Source organism: Cupriavidus laharis, from assembly GCF_914271435.1.
Taxonomy (GTDB): Bacteria; Pseudomonadota; Gammaproteobacteria; order Burkholderiales; family Burkholderiaceae; genus Cupriavidus; species Cupriavidus laharis.
In genome coordinates this window covers 37,029-53,140 of the sequence record NZ_CAJZAI010000001.1, presented here as the reverse complement: position 1 = coordinate 53,140, position 16,112 = coordinate 37,029, and the positions used below count along the sequence as shown (strand labels likewise).

Sequence of the window (16,112 nt, the reverse complement as noted above, 5' to 3'; positions counted from 1 at the left end):
TCCCATTGGCGGTTGCCGCACAGGATCTTGCCATGACCCAGCTCACCCATTTCGACACCGCCGGACAGGCCCACATGGTCGATGTCGGCGACAAGGCCAGCACCCATCGCGTGGCCGTGGCCACCGGCACCATCACCATGCTGCCCGATACCTTTGCGCTCGTGCGCGACGGCAGCGCGAAGAAGGGCGACGTGCTCGGCATCGCCCGCGTGGCCGCCATCATGGCGACCAAACGTACCGCCGACCTGATCCCGCTGTGCCACCCGATCGGCCTGACCAAGGTTGCGGTGGACTTCGCGCTGGACGAGGCCGGCGCCAGCATCACTTGCACGGTGCGCACCGAGACGCGCGGCCAGACGGGGGTGGAGATGGAAGCGCTGACGGGTGTACAAGTTGCGCTGCTGACGATCTACGACATGTGCAAGGCAGTGGATCGGGGGATGGTCATCGGCGGTGTGCGCCTGCTGGAGAAGCATGGCGGGAAGTCGGGAGATTGGGTGGCTGATTCGGGCAAGTAGTTCTTTTATAAGCCTGGCTATACCTATTCCGAAAAAATACTTGTACACCACTGGGACTCACAAGGAATGCCGTCACGGTCACCGTCCATCTCAGTGTCTGGACAGCTCTTCAGGAAATACTTGGCCTCCTTGCAAGAGGTCATCTGAGAACAATATTTCCGTCCGTCGCATTGAAATGGGCTAGACGCCGCCGATACTGGCGCCTGAGTCGAGACAGAAGCCAATGTTTCAAGCCCACCGAATTTCGGGGCAATGTACTTGTATCCGGCGCCAAAGAGGACGGCAACAGCGATCAATCCAGCCAGACGGGGGCCGAGCGTTCTCTCGTTCCGCACAGGCACCTGTTCGCGCCTTCTACGTGATACTGCCGGATTGACGCCGGGCCGTTGGACAAGGATGGCCTTCTTCTTGCCATCCTTGTTGAGCATGACAAGGAACGTCAATGACTCGCCAACCTTTGGCTGACCGCCCTGCCTAGGGTAGTCCGAAATATGAACGAAGATGTCCTGGCCACCATTCGACGGGGTAATAAACCCGAACCCTTTATCCTTGTTCCAGGTCTTGAGCGTGCCGCTGATACGCGTGTTCATGGATGATGATGAGCCAAAAATAACGACGTGTTCTCGCACGGTGGGGTTTACAAAGGCGATGGACCTTCCGCCACCCTGAGTCATCGCGTAAACCTGTCCGTCGGGGTCAACTGCCTCACTGGCTTGCCCGTCTCACGATCTGCGCCACTCTGATCAACGGTCTGACGACGAAGCAATAACCCGATGTCGCGGTCATCGATACTGGATCAGCGGCGCCTCTGCCCAATCGGCATCAAGCGGATGTCTGTCGGGCGACGCCGAATCGTAGATCGTCAGTGGAAGAGAGATGCCCGCACGCCCGACTGCTGCATCGGACCATTCGCTACACCGGATACTGTTGCGGCCAGCTTCCTTGGCTTCGTAAAGCAGGGCATCGGCAGCGGCAATCAAAGACTTTTCGGTTGCACCTTGCTTCGCAGCCGAAAAATCGACGGACAACACGCCAAAGCTGGCCGTGGTCGGGATGCTCCCGCTGGCGGCGTCGGCTGTCGGATGGTCCACAATCGCCGCACGCAGGCGCTCCGCAACGGACAAAGCACCGTCAAGGTCCGTCTGTGACAGGATCAGCAAGAACTCTTCGCCACCGTAGCGCACCACACTATCCACATGCTTGCGCGTCATTGCCTGGAGCAAGGCTGCAACATGTTGAAGCACGGCGTCACCAGCCTGGTGCCCGAAGGTATCGTTGATCCGTTTGAAGTGATCTATATCGCAAACCACGAGGGTCAACCAATGCTTGTACCGCTCTGCCCTCGCTATTTCCATCGGCAGCAGCGTTTCGTGCAAATGGCGTCGGTTGTAACAGCCGGTGAGATGGTCCCGGATCGACTGGTGCTTCAGTTCCGTCAGCGCCCGGTACTCGTCGCGCCATAGCCGATGGTAGCGACGGGCCGCCACCAGGCCGAAGCTGTTGGCAAGCAGCAAGAGCATCGACATGGTCAGGGCATCTGACCGGGTCAGCATGCCCTTCTCCACCGCGATCAGGATGAACCCCGCCGTGGAGGCGATAGCGATACCCTTTGCGATGATCAGCCGGTTAGGGATGAAGACATAGACGACGATCAGCATGATGCACAGTGACATCGCATGCCATGGAATTTCACTCGGACGGAACCAGACGATGAGCATGAAGGTTGCCATTCCCACGACCTCAGCGGCGCTTGCCACGAACCACTGGGCAACGATGGACTCCGACTCCGACTGGTCGCGCAAGAGATACAAACCCATGACTGCCGTGATCGCGACCAGCACGCGGGCAACAAAAAGGACCAAAGTCACGCGCCCATAGCCCAGAGCAGCCACATCCGTCATGGCAAAGGCCAGATAGAAGGCAGAACAGAACAGCAGTGTCAGGTGAAGGGACGACCGGCTGCGCATCAAATGATGGCGCTGGAATGCGAGTTCCGTTTCTGCATGGCGGAACTCCACACGCACCGGGTCAATGGCAAATTCGGATGGGGATTCGAGGTTCACGGCCTAGTGTGCCTGATTGCTTCGAAACACTTTATTACAATTTCCGCGACCGCGCCGTAAAGCTGAAAATGAAACAGGATTTTCTACTGGCGGACGAAAAAGAACACAGTGCCCCGAGTGATCGCAGCTAGTCGCCGTTCCCGACGATCCCTGTTTCTGTTCGCTGCGCGCTTCGAACGTCTGCTTCACAATACATAGTGCAACCAGTCTCTTCGGTCTGATCGCGGTCGCCCATGGCGCAAACGATGGGGTGTCTCTGGCAGTCGATCCGGCACTTCGATTCTTGCCGCCCATCCCCGCGCGTACGGTCGACGCACCGCGCCGTAATAAAGGTAACGCTGCATTTCACGACGCCGTGCGCCGCCGCCGGCAGGCGTAAATTGGTATTCAATACCAATCAGGCCGGCATGGCCGGACAGGCTGCGGCACCCCCAGTGCCGGCGCGGCCGGGCGCATTTGCATAGGGTGAGTTCCATGAACGGGCGCAAGCTTTGCCAGTTGGCGCTGGCGCTGGCGGCGGTCACCGCCAGCGGCGCGGCATTCGCCGGCCGGGCCTATTATCACGGCGGGTACTATCACGGCGGCTATTACCATGCGCGCGTCGGCGTGGGCGTGTATATCGGCCCGGGCTTCGTGTACGGCGGCTATCCCTATGGCTACTATCCGTACCCGTATTACTATCCGCCCGCCGTCATGACCGCACCGGCGTCACCCCCGCAATACATCGAACAGGGGCCCAACGGACCGGTTCCTGCGCCCGGACCTGAAGGCGCCGCGCCAGAAGCCCCGGGCCAGGCCTGGTGGTACCACTGCAACCAGCCCGAGGGCTATTACCCATATATCCAGGCGTGCCCTGGCGGCTGGCAGAAGGTGCCGGCACAGCCGCCGTCCGGTTCCGAAACGTCACCGACGAGGATGTCGTCATGAAGGTACATGCTCATCCGATCGGTCGTCCGCTCGTTATCGCCCTGGCTGCCACAACGCTGGCATTGGGCGCCTGCGCCGTCATGCCATCGGGGCCGTCGGTGATGGTGCTGCCTGGCACCGGCAAGACCTTCGACCAGTTCCGTGCCGATGACGGCAATTGCCGCCAGTACGCATTCGGCCAGGTGGGCGGCGTCACGTCCGCGCAAGCGGCCAACAATGCCGCCGTCGGCAGTGCGGTCGTTGGCACGGCCTTGGGCGCGGCGGCCGGTGCCGCATTCAATGGGGGCTCGGGCGCGGCAGTGGGTGCTGGCGTTGGCCTGCTGACTGGTGCAGCAGTCGGCGCCGGCAACGCGCAATACTCGGGCTATGGCACGCAGCGGCAGTATGACGCGGCCTACCTGCAATGCATGTATGCGAGCGGCCACCGCGTGCCGGTCTACGGAAGCATGGCAGTGGCACCGCGGCCGGCGCCGTACTATTACTATCCGCCGCCTCCGCCTCCGGGGTACGTGGTGCCATATTAAGCTGTCTACCTCATTCCGGCATGCGCTGCGCTTGGCTATTAATCCAGGCACAGAAGGCACGCGGCCGAGCGGCGTCCGCAACGTCGTGGCAAGCCTGATCCAGCGTCGCGTATTGCGCGGGCTCGTCGCCAAGGTAGTAGTAATGCAGGCGCTCCAGCCACGCGCGACCCCGTGTGGCATCGCCCGTGAGCGCCATCAGCCATGCCGTGCGTGCGATCATCGTCGGCGTCGGCAGCAGATGCACTGCTGCGACATGCGATGGCAGCAACTGCGCGGCATTGGCGGGCGTGATGACGGCACGCTCGGCGAGATCGGCCGCCGCATACTGGTGGAACCAGTACGCCGGCATCGGCAGCGTGGCACGACGCTCGCGGGTTGCGTATTCTCGCGCTTCGGCACGCCGGTAGTCTTGCCACATCGAAGCCAGCACGATCGCGCTGACACAGGCAAAACCCGCTAGCAGTCCCAGCGAGAGCCTGTGCGGCAGGCGCCAGTTCCCAAAACCAACCGGCTCCAGCCAGCCCAGCATGAAGCAGAATGGCAGAAAGAAGTACAGGTAGTGCAGCGGGTACTCTAGCATCGAGTGCGCACACAGCATGGCTAGCCACGCCAGCACGACGGTAGTCTGCGCCCTCTCCTCGCCCGCCCCCTGCCAAAGCCGGACACGCACCACACGCCACAGCCATCCCGCTAGCACCAGCGCCACGCCGGCCGTGCCGACGATACCTGTCTTGGCCAGCAGGTCGAGCACGGCGTTGTGCGCATGAAAGGCCATCTCGACCTTTACGCCAACCTGCGGCAATTGCTGGAACTGGACCCAGCCGAATTCACCCCAGCCCACGCCCAGCCATGGGTGGGCACGGAACATGGCCCAGGCGTGGGCCCACAGCGCACTGCGCGCCGACATTTGGTCTTCAGCCTGCAGTTGTGCGATGGTGTCGAACAGTCGCCAGTCGAATGCGTGCCCCGCCGCCTTGATGGCCTGCTGCAGGACCAGGAGCACGGCGACCATGGCGACCGCCGCGACCAGCAAGCCAATTGGGCGCTGCATCGGATCGGCATCGCGGCGCGTACCGCGCGCGAGCCATGCGGCAACTAGAGCGTACGCCGCAGCGAGTCCCACGTGCAGCACGCCAGTGCGCGACCCCGACAACACGATTCCACTTTCCAACAGCGCTGCGGCGACCAGCCACATCGGGAAACGCAGCTTGCCGCGCGACGCCAGCCACGTTGCCGCAACCAGTGCCATGCCCTCTACCGTGGCCTGATGGTTGGGCTGGTTCAGGTTGCCCCAGAGGCGTCGGTTGTCGTCGTAGAAATAAGACGAAACGAGGCCGAAGGTGCGGGGTTCGAGGTGGAAGAGCTGGATCCACTGAGCGAGGGTACCTAAGAGGCCCGCGAGGAGTAGTGCAGTGCCCAAGGGGGTGCTGCTAGACCACGAGCGAGTCAGCGTGGCAGCGTTGCGGCAAAACCAACCGGCAAGTATTAATGTCGCACCAAGTGCCAGCGACAAAAGTGTAATAACCCGGCTTCCAGTCTGATCGCTCAAACCAGCTAACGTTTGCATATTGCCGATTGCAATGAGCCAGAGAGGCATCATCGCGACCCAGGGGATCCATCCGGATTGCCGACCGCTGGTGGCGATTTGCTTTCCACCCAATAGCGATATGAGCCCAACGATGGCAAATAGCAAACCAGCCGCCCACTCGCCATAAAAGGTCGCCAATGGCAACGTATGCTTCGATACCAGCAAAGGGATCGCAGTCGCTATCAACAATAAAACTGCAATGAATCCAGCCAATGACATACACGCGCCCGAGAGCAAAGACCGGAAATCATGCCTTGCAAACTGACAAAAGAAAAGCGCCCATACGGGCGCTTTTTCATAGCAGAAAAATATGAGCCTTAGCCGCGGCATTCAGCCGGGGCATATTTCGATGGCAACGTAGCAGCTGCAGGTGCACTGGCAACGCCAGCTGTATAGCAGGTCCACTTCAGCGGTGCGCTCGGCGGCGTGCCGGCAGCAATTGCGGCGCCACCATCCGTCGGCACAAGCGAGATCGTATTGGTGGCAGCCGGAGCGACGTTCGTATTGTAAGAAATGTCAATTTGGCCGGTGGCAGCGGTAACTGCGATGGAGTTCACATTTTTCAGCGTACCAACACCCGGCGGGACATAGCCGTTTGCAAGTGATGCAGCACCATTTGCAGCGTTTTCCGCCACAGTCACTTTGGCTGCCGAAGCCAAGTTCAAGCCTTCCGTTACGCGAGCGCGGATCACGTAGTCTTGGTACGCAGGAATCGCAATCGCCGCCAAAATACCAATGATCGCCACCACGATCATCAGTTCGATCAGCGTAAAGCCCTTCTGAACCCGACGGCCCAGCTTCTTGATTTGTTGTACCCGTTGCATGAGATGACCCCTCGAAGAGATTTTAGGTTGATGCACTGCACGTCTTCGATTTGTGAAGTGCGGGGAGGATAGAGCAGATACTGTGCCAGGCTGCGATACCCCATGAGTAGGGGGTAACGCGACAAATTTCGTCACTCCAGCAAAGGCTGCGCGACGTGGGCGAACCAAAATTTGTCAGTTGTCTACATATGTCTCATGCTTCACCGACAAAATGTGCGATAACTCACATAAGTTAGTGGCCCTGCGGATTGCCCCCACTGCGCCAAAACAACAAGAGCGGCTCTCTCGGAGCCGCTCTTGCTTGACCACCACCTTGTCGTTCCCGCGAAGGCGGGAACCCAGCGTCTTTTGAGTGTGGCGCGCCCTAAAGACGCTGGATCCCCGCCTTCGCGGGGATGACGAAGATTGAAGGCATGGAGCCCGATCAAGCGCGTTCAGTGCACGCCAATCAGTAAGACGCCCTTCTTCAGGCCGTCTGCGCCGCCCGACGGCTCATCAGCTTGCCGATGATGATCACCAGGATCGCCCCAGCTGCGCCAAACACCAGGTGCGCGTGCGGGACGTGGACTTCGAACCAGGCGGCGTCGACCGGGTCACTCACCAGCATTTCGCCAGCCAGATAGCCCAGCAGTGCAGCGCCCAGCACGATGATGACCGGGAAGCGCTCCATGACCTTGAGCAGGATGGTGCTGCCGAACACGATCAGCGGGATCGACAGGCCCAGGCCCAGGATGAGCAGCATCAGCTGGCTGCCTTCCGGGCCCTTCTGGGCCGCTGCGGCAACTGCCACCACGTTGTCCAGCGACATCACCAGGTCGGCGATCAGGATGGTGCGGATGGCCGCCCAGATGTTGTCCTTGGCGTCGTGGCCTTCCTCATCGTCGTCGCCATTGAGCAGTTGCACGCCGATATAGACGAGCAGCACGGCGCCGATGATCTTGAGGTACGGCAGGCTCAGCAGCTTGACGGCCGCCACGGTCAGCACCACGCGCATGATGATGGCGGCGGCGCTGCCCCAGAAAATGGCTTTCTTCTGCTGCGATGGCGGCAGATTGCGCGAGGCGAGCGCGATGACCACCGCATTGTCGCCGGACAGGACGATGTTGGTCAGGATGATCGATCCCAACGCAATCCAGAACGTGGTGGAAGACAGCAGTTCCACGGCAAGGCTCCTCGAGGTTTCTATCTATTTGTCCGACCCCGCCCGATTGCGGCAGTTCGGATGTCTGAGAAAACAGACATGTATATCGCGCGAACCTTTCGATTCGGTTTCAAATCACGGGCAATTGACTCCGGAGATACCCTAGGAAGCGCCTCGCCACAATGACATTGCCCCCGCACGGCGGGGGCAGCGTTTGACTCGTCCTTCCCGCGTAGGCGGGAATCCAGCGTCTTTCACGTCCCCTTCGGGGAGAAGTCACTGGGTTCCCGCCTGCGCGGGAACGACAAGCGTAGTTACAGCATTGCCTTCAGCAGGCGCCCCATCTCGGACGGGTTCTTGGTCACCTTGATACCGCAGGCTTCCATGATTTCCAGCTTGGCCTGGGCGGTGTCGGCACCGCCCGAGATCAGCGCACCGGCGTGGCCCATGCGCTTGCCCGGAGGCGCAGTCACGCCAGCGATGAAGCCAACCACCGGCTTCTTCATGTTTTCCTTGATCCAGTAAGCCGCGTTGGCTTCGTCCGGACCACCGATCTCACCGATCATGACCACGGCGTCCGTCTCCGGATCGTCGTTGAACATCTTCATGACGTCGATGTGCTTCAGGCCGTTGATCGGGTCGCCGCCGATACCGACAGCCGACGACTGGCCCAGGCCCAGCGCGGTCAGCTGGCCCACGGCTTCGTACGTCAGCGTGCCCGAGCGCGACACCACGCCGATGCGGCCCTTGCGGTGGATGTGGCCCGGCATGATGCCGATCTTGATTTCGTCCGGCGTGATCAGGCCCGGGCAGTTCGGCCCCAGCAGCAGGGTCTTCTTGTTCTCGCGGCGCATGCGGTCCTTGACTTCCATCATGTCGCGCACGGGAATGCCTTCGGTGATGCAGACCACCAGGTCCAGGTCGGCGTCAACGGCTTCCCAGATGGCGGCGGCAGCGCCTGCGGGCGGCACGTAGATGACGGAAACGGTGGCGCCGGTCTGGGCCTTGGCATCCTTCACGCTGGCGTAGATGGGAATGCCTTCGAAGTCTTCGCCGGCCTTCTTCGGGTTCACGCCGGCGACGAAGCAGTTCTTGCCGTTGGCGTAGTCGCGGCAGCCACGGGTGTGGAACTGGCCGGTCTTGCCAGTGATGCCCTGGGTGATGACCTTGGTGTCTTTGTTGATCAGAATGCTCATTTGCTTTTCCTTTCCGTTCCTGTCGTTCCCGCGCAGGCGGGAACCCAGTGTCTTTAAACGGCTATCGTCGGATAGAGGTCGTTCCAGTAAGGGTCCATGCCTTCAATCAGCTTGATCTTCCAGCCCCGGTTCCATTTCTTGATCTGCTTTTCCCGCGTGATGGCCGCTTCGGCGGACTCATGCGTTTCGAACCAAACCAACTGATGGACGCCGTACTTCTGGCTAAATCCCTTCACAAATTCGTTCTTGTGTTCCCACACTCGCCTAACCAGATCGGACGTTACTCCCAAATAGAGTGTGCCGTTCCGGGCGCTTGCCAACAGGTAGACATAGAACGTCTTGCGCACTGACTAAAGTCGCTGGGTTCCCGCCTTCGCGGGAACGACGAGCGAGTTACGAACTCCTTGCCAAAATCGGTCTGATTACTTCTTGCCGGCGGCAGCAGCCACGACCTTCTGGGCGGCTTCTTCCATCGTGTCCGCCGAGATGATCGGCAGGCCCGAGTCGGCCAGCATCTTCTTGCCCAGGTCTTCGTTGGTGCCCTTCATGCGGACGACCAGCGGCACCGTCAGGTTGACGGCCTTCGACGCCGAGATCACGCCTTCGGCGATCACGTCGCAGCGCATGATGCCGCCGAAGATGTTCACCAGGATGGCCTGCACGTGCGGGTTCTTCAGCATCAGCTTGAAGGCTTCGGTCACCTTCTCGGTGGTGGCGCCGCCGCCCACGTCGAGGAAGTTGGCCGGCTCGCCGCCGAACAGCTTGATGGTGTCCATGGTGGCCATGGCCAGGCCGGCGCCGTTCACCAGGCAGCCGATGTTGCCGTCCAGCGAGATGTAGGCCAGGTCGAACTTCGAAGCTTCGATTTCGTTGGCGTCTTCTTCATCCAGGTCGCGGTAAGCGACGATTTCCGGGTGACGGAACAGCGCGTTCGAGTCGAAGTTGAACTTGGCGTCCAGCGCGATGACCTTGCCTTCGCCGGTCAGGATCAGCGGGTTGATTTCAGCCAGCGACGCGTCGGTTTCGTAGAACGCCTTGTACAGGCCTTGCAAGGCCTGGCGGGCTTGCGCCACGCTCGCGTCGGGCACGCCGATCTTGCGGGCGATGTCGTCGGCGTCAGCGTCGGTCAGGCCGGTCGACGGTTCGATGATCAGGGTGTGGATCTTTTCCGGGGTGTGGGCAGCGACTTCCTCGATGTCCATGCCGCCTTCGCTCGAAGCCATCAGCGCGATCTTCTGCGAAACACGGTCCACCACCAGCGAAACGTACAGTTCCTTCTTGATGTCGGCGCCTTCTTCGATCAGCAGGCGATTGACCTTCTTGCCCTCCGGACCGGTCTGGTGCGTGACCAGCTGCATGCCCAGGATGTTGGTGGCGTAGGTCTTGACCTCGTCCATGCTCTTGGCAACCTTCACGCCGCCGCCCTTGCCGCGGCCACCCGCGTGGATCTGCGCCTTGACCACCCAAACCGGGCCGCCAAGCTCTTCTGCGGCCTTCAGGGCCTCAGCAACCGAGAACGCGGGAATGCCGCGCGGAACCGGCACATTGTATTTGCGCAGGATTTCCTTGCCTTGGTACTCATGGATATTCATGCGTGTTTCCTTTCGGGTAGGCGTAAAAGGTAGAAGGGAAGAATCTGAAAGAAGACGAACTCTCTCGTCCGTGGCCGATCCTGAGGATCAGCCGGAAGTGCCGGTTGGCCGGTCGTACGGAACATTGCCGTTGCCGGCTACCGCTTGCGCCTGAGGCGTGTTCGCAGCGGCCTGCTCCGCCTCGGCCCGAACCTTGGGCTTCGGCTGGTGACCATACCAGCGTGGGTAAAACTCTCGGACCACCTCGCCGTCGAAGCGCAGCGCGTGGCAGCCGTTCAACTGGTAAGGGGGTTCGGGATTGGGATCATCGTCGCTGCCATCGCGAATGCTGATGACTTCGCCGGCAAATGCCTGGATCGCGGCGCTCGGCAATACGCCAGCCGCTTCGGTGAGGTGCGAGCAACCCTGGATACCGGAAAGGCGGTCACGCACCGCCTTACGGAAACCCTTGCGCAGATTCAGCCCGATCAGCTTGCGGTAAGCCGGACCAATCTGATCGCAGTGAGTCGGATAAGGCACCCAGTCGGAGCAAGCCTCCGCATCCAGCACGTTCAGCTGCTCGTCGATCGTGACGCGCAGCCACAGGTCATGCAGCGGCTGTCCGACCGGACGGATACGGCCGCCCGCCAGGGCAATGTCACGGGGCTTGGTGTCGGTCAGGCGCACCTCGATGTCCCACAAGCCGTCTTCCCTGAGGTAAGCCTGGGCCGTAATGGCGCGGGTATGGCGCAGGGAGCGGTTGACGGGCTGGGAAAGAGGCATGACCAGGCTGGAAATACGGGGGCAAGATACGGCGCAAAGGCGACGGCGCCGAAGAACCTGAAGAGTTTAACATGCCGGGGCGGTTTGCCCGGGAACATCCGCAGGCGCCAACTGTCCGCGCCAGATTGTCGGCCAACCGGGGCGGAAAACCGGCGCTTACACGGCATAGATATCCCCGCCCTGTGCTGTACTCGCCTCGCAGCGCCGGCAGCATACGGCCGAATACACCTGTAGCCAGTGCAGGTATTCGCGCAAAAAACCCGGCTCAGTCGATATCGCCGGGCATATCGTCCTCGGCACCCTGGATCACCTTGCCGATCACCGAACGCGAAAAGCCGCGCGCCATCATGAAGCGGATCTGCCGGGCCCGCTCCTCCGGCGTGGCGGGCGGGGTGCCGAAGCGCTTGCGCCAGACCGCGCGCGCGCGTTCGGGTTCGGTTTCGCGCAGACGTTCCTGCAGTTCGCCCAGTTGCTCGCTGCCAAGCTGGTGCGTCTTGGCCTCCTGCATGACGCGCGCAGCGCCATAGCGGCTGCCGCGCCGGTGCAGCAGGCTGTCGGCAAAGCGCTGGTTGGACAGCCAGTTCTCGCGCTCGAGGGCGTCGAGCACCTGCTCGAGTTGCTCGGGCGATTCCGCATGCGGCGCGAGCTTGCGCGCCAGTTCGGTCCGGCTGTGCTCGCGCCGAGACAGGTAGCCCACGGCGCGGGCCTTCAGGGATAGCGGGGGACGGGGGGCCATGAGGGTCGTGATATTTCCACCGTCATTCCCGCGCAGGCGGGAATCCAGCGTCTTTTGAAAGTCACTGGGTTCCCGCCTGCGCGGGAACGACGTTCTGCGCCTAAACAAAAAAGGCTGGCGCATCGGCGATGCGCCAGCCTCGGGAGCGTGCCTGCCAGCCGGCGCTCAGCCTTCTACGACCTCGGCCGCCGGCACACCGTTCATCGGCGCGACGCCCAGCGCGGCGCGAACCTTGTTCTCGATGTCCTGGGCGATGTCCGGGTTCTCGCGCAGGAACTCGCGCGCGTTGTCCTTGCCCTGGCCGATCTTCTCGCCGTTGTAGCTATACCACGCGCCGGACTTCTCGACGATCTTCGCATCCACGCCCAGGTCGATGATCTCGCCCTGGCGCGAGATGCCCTGGCCGTAGAGGATGTCGAAGAAGGCCTCGCGGAACGGCGGCGACACCTTGTTCTTGACCACCTTGACCTTGGTCTCGTTGCCGATCACGTCATCGCCCTTCTTGATCGAGCCGATGCGGCGGATATCCAGGCGCACGGAGGCGTAGAACTTCAGCGCGTTGCCGCCAGTGGTGGTCTCCGGCGAACCGAACATCACGCCGATCTTCATGCGGATCTGGTTGATGAAAATCACCAGGCAGTTGGTGCGCTTGATGGTGCCGGTCAGCTTGCGCAGCGCCTGGCTCATCAGGCGGGCCTGCAGGCCGGGCAGCGCATCGCCCATTTCACCTTCGATTTCGGCCTTCGGCACCAGCGCGGCCACCGAGTCGATGACGATCAGGTCGACCGAGCCCGAGCGCACCAGCGCGTCGGTAATTTCCAGCGCCTGCTCGCCGGTGTCCGGCTGGGAGATCAGCAGGTCGCCCACGTCCACACCCAGCTTGGAGGCGTAGTTGACGTCAAGCGCGTGCTCGGCATCGATAAAGGCGCAGGTACCGCCGAGCTTCTGCATCTCGGCCACCACCTGCAGCGTCAGCGTGGTCTTGCCCGAGGATTCGGGGCCATAGATCTCGACCACGCGGCCGCGCGGCAGGCCGCCCACGCCGAGCGCGATGTCCAGGCCGAGCGAGCCGGTGGACACCACCTGGATATCCTTCTCGACCTCGCCATCACCCATGCGCATGATCGAGCCCTTGCCGAACTGCTTCTCGATCTGCGAGAGCGCGGCGGCAAGCGCCTTCTGCTTCTCGGCGCTCAGGCCGGCACCTGCCTTCTTGTCGTCCATGGTCGTCCTTGAGTCAAATGTTGAGTCAATGGTGGTATAAATAGGTCGAATGTGGCGCGGCACCGGCTTTTTCCGATTGACTTCCCGATCGGCGCGCCTCAACTACAAAATCACCCGACTGCCTGCACAGCCGCCTTCTGCGGCGGCCTGCGCGGAATGTGCGGGTACTGTATAAAAAAACAGTATGCTTGGCAAGCCCTGTCCGCATCGTTTGCGTGGCGGCTGGCAATGCCGGCCGTGGTGGAGACAACCATGCGCATTCTGATCGCTGAAGATGACGATGTGCTTGCCGACGGCCTGACGCGCTCGCTGCGTCACTCGGGCTATGCGGTCGACCATGTCGCGAATGGCCTGGAGGCCGATTCCGCGCTGTCGACCCAGAATTTCGACCTGCTGATCCTGGACCTGGGCCTGCCGCGCATGCCGGGCCTGGAAGTGCTCAAGCGCCTGCGCGGGCGCGGCGCCATGCTGCCGGTGCTGATCCTGACAGCCGCCGACAGCGTGGACGAACGCGTCAAGGGCCTGGACCTGGGTGCCGACGACTACATGGCCAAGCCGTTCGCGCTGTCCGAGCTCGAAGCCCGGGTGCGCGCGCTGGTGCGCCGCGGCGCCGGCGGCGGCGCCACGCTGATGCGCCACGGGCCGCTGGCGTTCGACCAGGTCGGGCGCATTGCCTACATGAACGACCAGATGCTGGACCTGTCGGCGCGCGAGGTCGGGCTGCTGGAAATCCTGCTCACGCGCTGCGGACGCCTGGTCTCCAAGGAACAGCTCGTGGACCACCTCTGCGAATGGGGCGAAGAAGTCAGCAACAACGCGATCGAGGTCTACGTGCACCGGCTGCGCAAGAAGATCGAGGTCGGCGGCATCCGCATCGCCACGGTGCGCGGCCTGGGCTACTGCCTGGAGAAGTTCCAGCCGGCCGTGGCCGCCCATAGCTGAGGCGCATCCGCGCCCGCCGTTCCTGCCCGCGCAGCCGATCACTCGACCTAAGCCGCCACACACCATTTGCCGAGATGAGCCTGCTGCGACTGCCATGGCGGCATCCGCCCGCCAAGGACCCTGCGCCTCCCGCTGGCACCGACGCTGGCACCGACGACCCGGACGACCTGGCCGACGCCCTGCCCCACCTGGAGGAGAGCGCCGCCCACCCTGCCCCGCGCTCGCTGTTCGGGGAGATCCTGGACTGGATGCTGGCGCCGCTGCTGCTGCTCTGGCCGATGAGCATCGCCGTCACCTACCTGGTGGCCAAGTCCATCGCCAACGGGCCGTTCGACCGCTCGCTCGAGGCCAGCGCCATCGTGCTGTCGCAGCAGGTCCGCGAAGTGAATGGCCGGGTCACGCTGCAGTTGCCCTTGTCGGCGCGCGAGATCCTGCGCGCGGACGAAACCGACAACGTCTACTACCAGGTCGTCGGCAAGCGCGGCGAGTATGTCGCTGGCGACCATGACTTGCCGCTGCCCTCCGAGGATGACCAGGGCCATCCCGGCCTGGTATCGCTGCGCGACGACCGGGTGTCCGGCAACGACGTGCGGGTGGCCTATACCTACATCGATCTCAAGAACGTCAGCGGCACCCAGCCCGTGCTGGTGCAGGTGGCCGAAACCCTCGACAAGCGCGCGCGCCTGGCCAACGAGATCATCAAGGGCGTGATCCTTCCGCAGTTCGTGATCCTGCCGCTGGCCGTGGTGCTGGTGTGGTTCGGGCTCACGCGCGGGCTGGCGCCGCTCACGGCGATCCAGCAGCGCATCCGCGCGCGCAACCCCGGCGACACCAGCCCCATCGACGAGCGCGCCGCGCCGCAGGAAATCACGCCGCTGGTCGCGTCGTTCAACGAACTGCTTGCACGGCTGGACCAGTCGGTGCAGACGCAGAAGCGCTTCATCGCCGATGCCGCGCATCAGATGAAGACGCCGCTCGCCGGGCTGCGCATGCAGGCCGAACTGGCGCAGCGCGAGCAGTCGCCGGAGGAGTTGCGCCGATCGCTCGCGCAGATCGCGGGCAGCTCGGAACGCACGGCGCACCTGGTCACGCAGTTGTTGTCGCTCGCCCGCATGGAGAACCTGGCCGGCGCCGGCAGCATGGCCGCGCTGGATCTGGCCGCGCTCGCGCGCGAGGTAGTGAAGGACTGGCTGCCGCGCGCCTGGGCCCGGCAGATCGACCTGGGGCTCGATGCCGACGACCACCCGGTCATGGTCCAGGGCAACCGCCTGATGCTCACGGAAATGCTCAACAACCTGATCGACAATGCCATCCGCTACACGCCGCCCGGCGGCCATGCCACCGTGCGCGTCACCGCCGATGCCTTCGAGCCGTTCGCGTATCTCGACGTCGAAGACACGGGGCCCGGGATTGCCTCGGCAGACCGCGAGCGCGTGATGGAGCGCTTCTACCGCGTGCTTGGCACCAACACCGAAGGCAGTGGCCTGGGCCTGGCGATCGTGCGCGAGATCGTGCAGCAGCATGGCGGCGAAGTCAGCATCGACGACCACGTCTACCAGCAGGAACCACGGTTGGCCGGCGCGCGATTCCGCATCACGCTTCGGCGGCCCGCACCGGAGCTGTCAGCGTGAGCGCGCGTCCGCCTGTCGATCCGGCGCTCAAGCGCTCGTGGCAGCGCAACCGGCGCTGGATCTGCGCGCTGCTCGCGGTCTGGTTCGTCGTCACCTTTGTCGTGAGCTGGTTCGCGCGCGACCTGCGCTTCGATTTCTTCGGCTGGCCATTCTCGTTCTGGATGGGCGCTCAGGGCGCGCTGGTGATCTACGTCCTGATGACAGCGCTCTACGCATGGCGCATGAACCGGGCCGATGACGAAGCTGACGAGGGCTCCGCCAGTGTCACCCCACCTTCGCAGGGCACGCCAGGCGGCAACAGCAGGAATGCTGCGTAGCACCAAGACCGCATCGCACCGCTGCACAGTGCTCGCCACACATTGCCCTTCGCAATGCAGCAATCCGGGTGCCGGTTCAGGCGCTGCACGGGCTAGCGTATACCCCGACGTTTTGCGCGCCAGACAG

At 62.7% G+C, this 16,112-nt stretch carries 17 protein-coding genes; 6 read left to right on the top strand and 11 right to left on the bottom strand.

What is annotated here, in order from left to right:
* Positions 1 to 32: 32 nt before the first annotated feature.
* On the top strand, positions 33 to 518 hold the full coding sequence (gene moaC, locus LDO29_RS00255; RefSeq protein ID WP_224077792.1) for a cyclic pyranopterin monophosphate synthase MoaC: 486 nt from the start codon (positions 33 to 35) through the stop codon (positions 516 to 518).
* 23 nt (positions 519 to 541) lie between these two features.
* Here moaC and LDO29_RS00250 read toward each other — a convergent pair whose 3' ends face one another.
* The gene (locus LDO29_RS00250; protein ID WP_224077791.1) at positions 542 to 1,108 is read right to left on the bottom strand and encodes a cold shock domain-containing protein; all 567 of its coding nucleotides are present in this window, start codon (positions 1,106 to 1,108) and stop codon (positions 542 to 544) included.
* 192 nt (positions 1,109 to 1,300) lie between these two features.
* Entirely contained in the window at positions 1,301 to 2,581 is a 1,281-nt protein-coding gene (locus LDO29_RS00245; RefSeq protein WP_224077790.1) for a GGDEF domain-containing protein, read from the bottom strand.
* 474 nt (positions 2,582 to 3,055) lie between these two features.
* On the opposite strand from LDO29_RS00245, the gene LDO29_RS00240 reads away from it, so the two are divergent.
* Positions 3,056 to 3,508 carry a hypothetical protein gene (locus LDO29_RS00240; RefSeq protein ID WP_224077789.1) on the top strand — a complete coding sequence of 151 codons (453 nt, stop codon included), beginning with the start codon at positions 3,056 to 3,058 and terminating at the stop codon, positions 3,506 to 3,508.
* A complete protein-coding gene (locus LDO29_RS00235) occupies positions 3,505 to 4,032 on the top strand; it encodes a hypothetical protein (RefSeq protein WP_224077788.1) in 528 nt (175 codons plus the stop codon). Before LDO29_RS00240 ends, LDO29_RS00235 begins: the two co-directional genes overlap by 4 nt.
* Positions 4,033 to 4,042: 10 nt before the next feature.
* Here the strand turns inward: LDO29_RS00235 and LDO29_RS00230 are convergent, their stop codons facing one another.
* From LDO29_RS00230 to recA, 9 genes are all read right to left on the bottom strand, one after another.
* Positions 4,043 to 5,839: a PglL family O-oligosaccharyltransferase gene (locus LDO29_RS00230; protein ID WP_224077787.1), complete on the bottom strand. Its 1,797-nt coding sequence runs from the start codon at positions 5,837 to 5,839 to the stop codon at positions 4,043 to 4,045.
* A gap of 98 nt (positions 5,840 to 5,937) precedes the next feature.
* Positions 5,938 to 6,444, bottom strand: coding sequence for a pilin (locus LDO29_RS00225; protein ID WP_224077786.1), 507 nt, complete (start codon positions 6,442 to 6,444; stop codon positions 5,938 to 5,940).
* A gap of 466 nt (positions 6,445 to 6,910) precedes the next feature.
* Entirely contained in the window at positions 6,911 to 7,606 is a 696-nt protein-coding gene (locus LDO29_RS00220) for a TerC family protein (protein ID WP_224077785.1), read from the bottom strand.
* Between the two features lie 293 nt (positions 7,607 to 7,899).
* Positions 7,900 to 8,781, bottom strand: coding sequence for a succinate--CoA ligase subunit alpha (gene sucD / locus LDO29_RS00215; RefSeq protein WP_224077784.1), 882 nt, complete (start codon positions 8,779 to 8,781; stop codon positions 7,900 to 7,902).
* Positions 8,782 to 8,834: 53 nt separating this feature from the next.
* Positions 8,835 to 9,128, bottom strand: coding sequence for a GIY-YIG nuclease family protein (locus tag LDO29_RS00210; RefSeq protein ID WP_224077783.1), 294 nt, complete (start codon positions 9,126 to 9,128; stop codon positions 8,835 to 8,837).
* Between the two features lie 75 nt (positions 9,129 to 9,203).
* Complete coding sequence (gene sucC / locus LDO29_RS00205) at positions 9,204 to 10,373, bottom strand: ADP-forming succinate--CoA ligase subunit beta (protein ID WP_224077782.1); 1,170 nt, start codon at positions 10,371 to 10,373, stop codon at positions 9,204 to 9,206.
* An 87-nt stretch (positions 10,374 to 10,460) separates the two neighbouring features.
* Positions 10,461 to 11,135: a DUF2889 domain-containing protein gene (locus LDO29_RS00200; RefSeq protein ID WP_224077781.1), complete on the bottom strand. Its 675-nt coding sequence runs from the start codon at positions 11,133 to 11,135 to the stop codon at positions 10,461 to 10,463.
* Between the two features lie 265 nt (positions 11,136 to 11,400).
* The gene (gene recX / locus LDO29_RS00195; protein WP_224077780.1) at positions 11,401 to 11,871 is read right to left on the bottom strand and encodes a recombination regulator RecX; all 471 of its coding nucleotides are present in this window, start codon (positions 11,869 to 11,871) and stop codon (positions 11,401 to 11,403) included.
* A gap of 165 nt (positions 11,872 to 12,036) precedes the next feature.
* Positions 12,037 to 13,095, bottom strand: a complete 1,059-nt coding sequence (gene recA / locus LDO29_RS00190) for a recombinase RecA (protein WP_224077779.1) — start codon at positions 13,093 to 13,095, stop codon at positions 12,037 to 12,039.
* Between the two features lie 252 nt (positions 13,096 to 13,347).
* Between recA and LDO29_RS00185 the strand changes: the two genes are divergently transcribed.
* The 3 genes from LDO29_RS00185 (at position 13,348) to LDO29_RS00175 (ending at position 15,985) form a co-directional block, all read left to right on the top strand.
* Entirely contained in the window at positions 13,348 to 14,037 is a 690-nt protein-coding gene (locus LDO29_RS00185) for a response regulator (RefSeq protein WP_224077778.1), read from the top strand.
* A 74-nt stretch (positions 14,038 to 14,111) separates the two neighbouring features.
* On the top strand, positions 14,112 to 15,668 hold the full coding sequence (locus LDO29_RS00180) for a sensor histidine kinase (RefSeq protein ID WP_224077777.1): 1,557 nt from the start codon (positions 14,112 to 14,114) through the stop codon (positions 15,666 to 15,668).
* A complete protein-coding gene (locus LDO29_RS00175; protein ID WP_224077776.1) occupies positions 15,665 to 15,985 on the top strand; it encodes a DUF4212 domain-containing protein in 321 nt (106 codons plus the stop codon). The genes LDO29_RS00180 and LDO29_RS00175 overlap by 4 nt, the downstream gene beginning before the upstream one ends.
* The last annotated feature ends 127 nt before the right edge of the window (positions 15,986 to 16,112 follow it).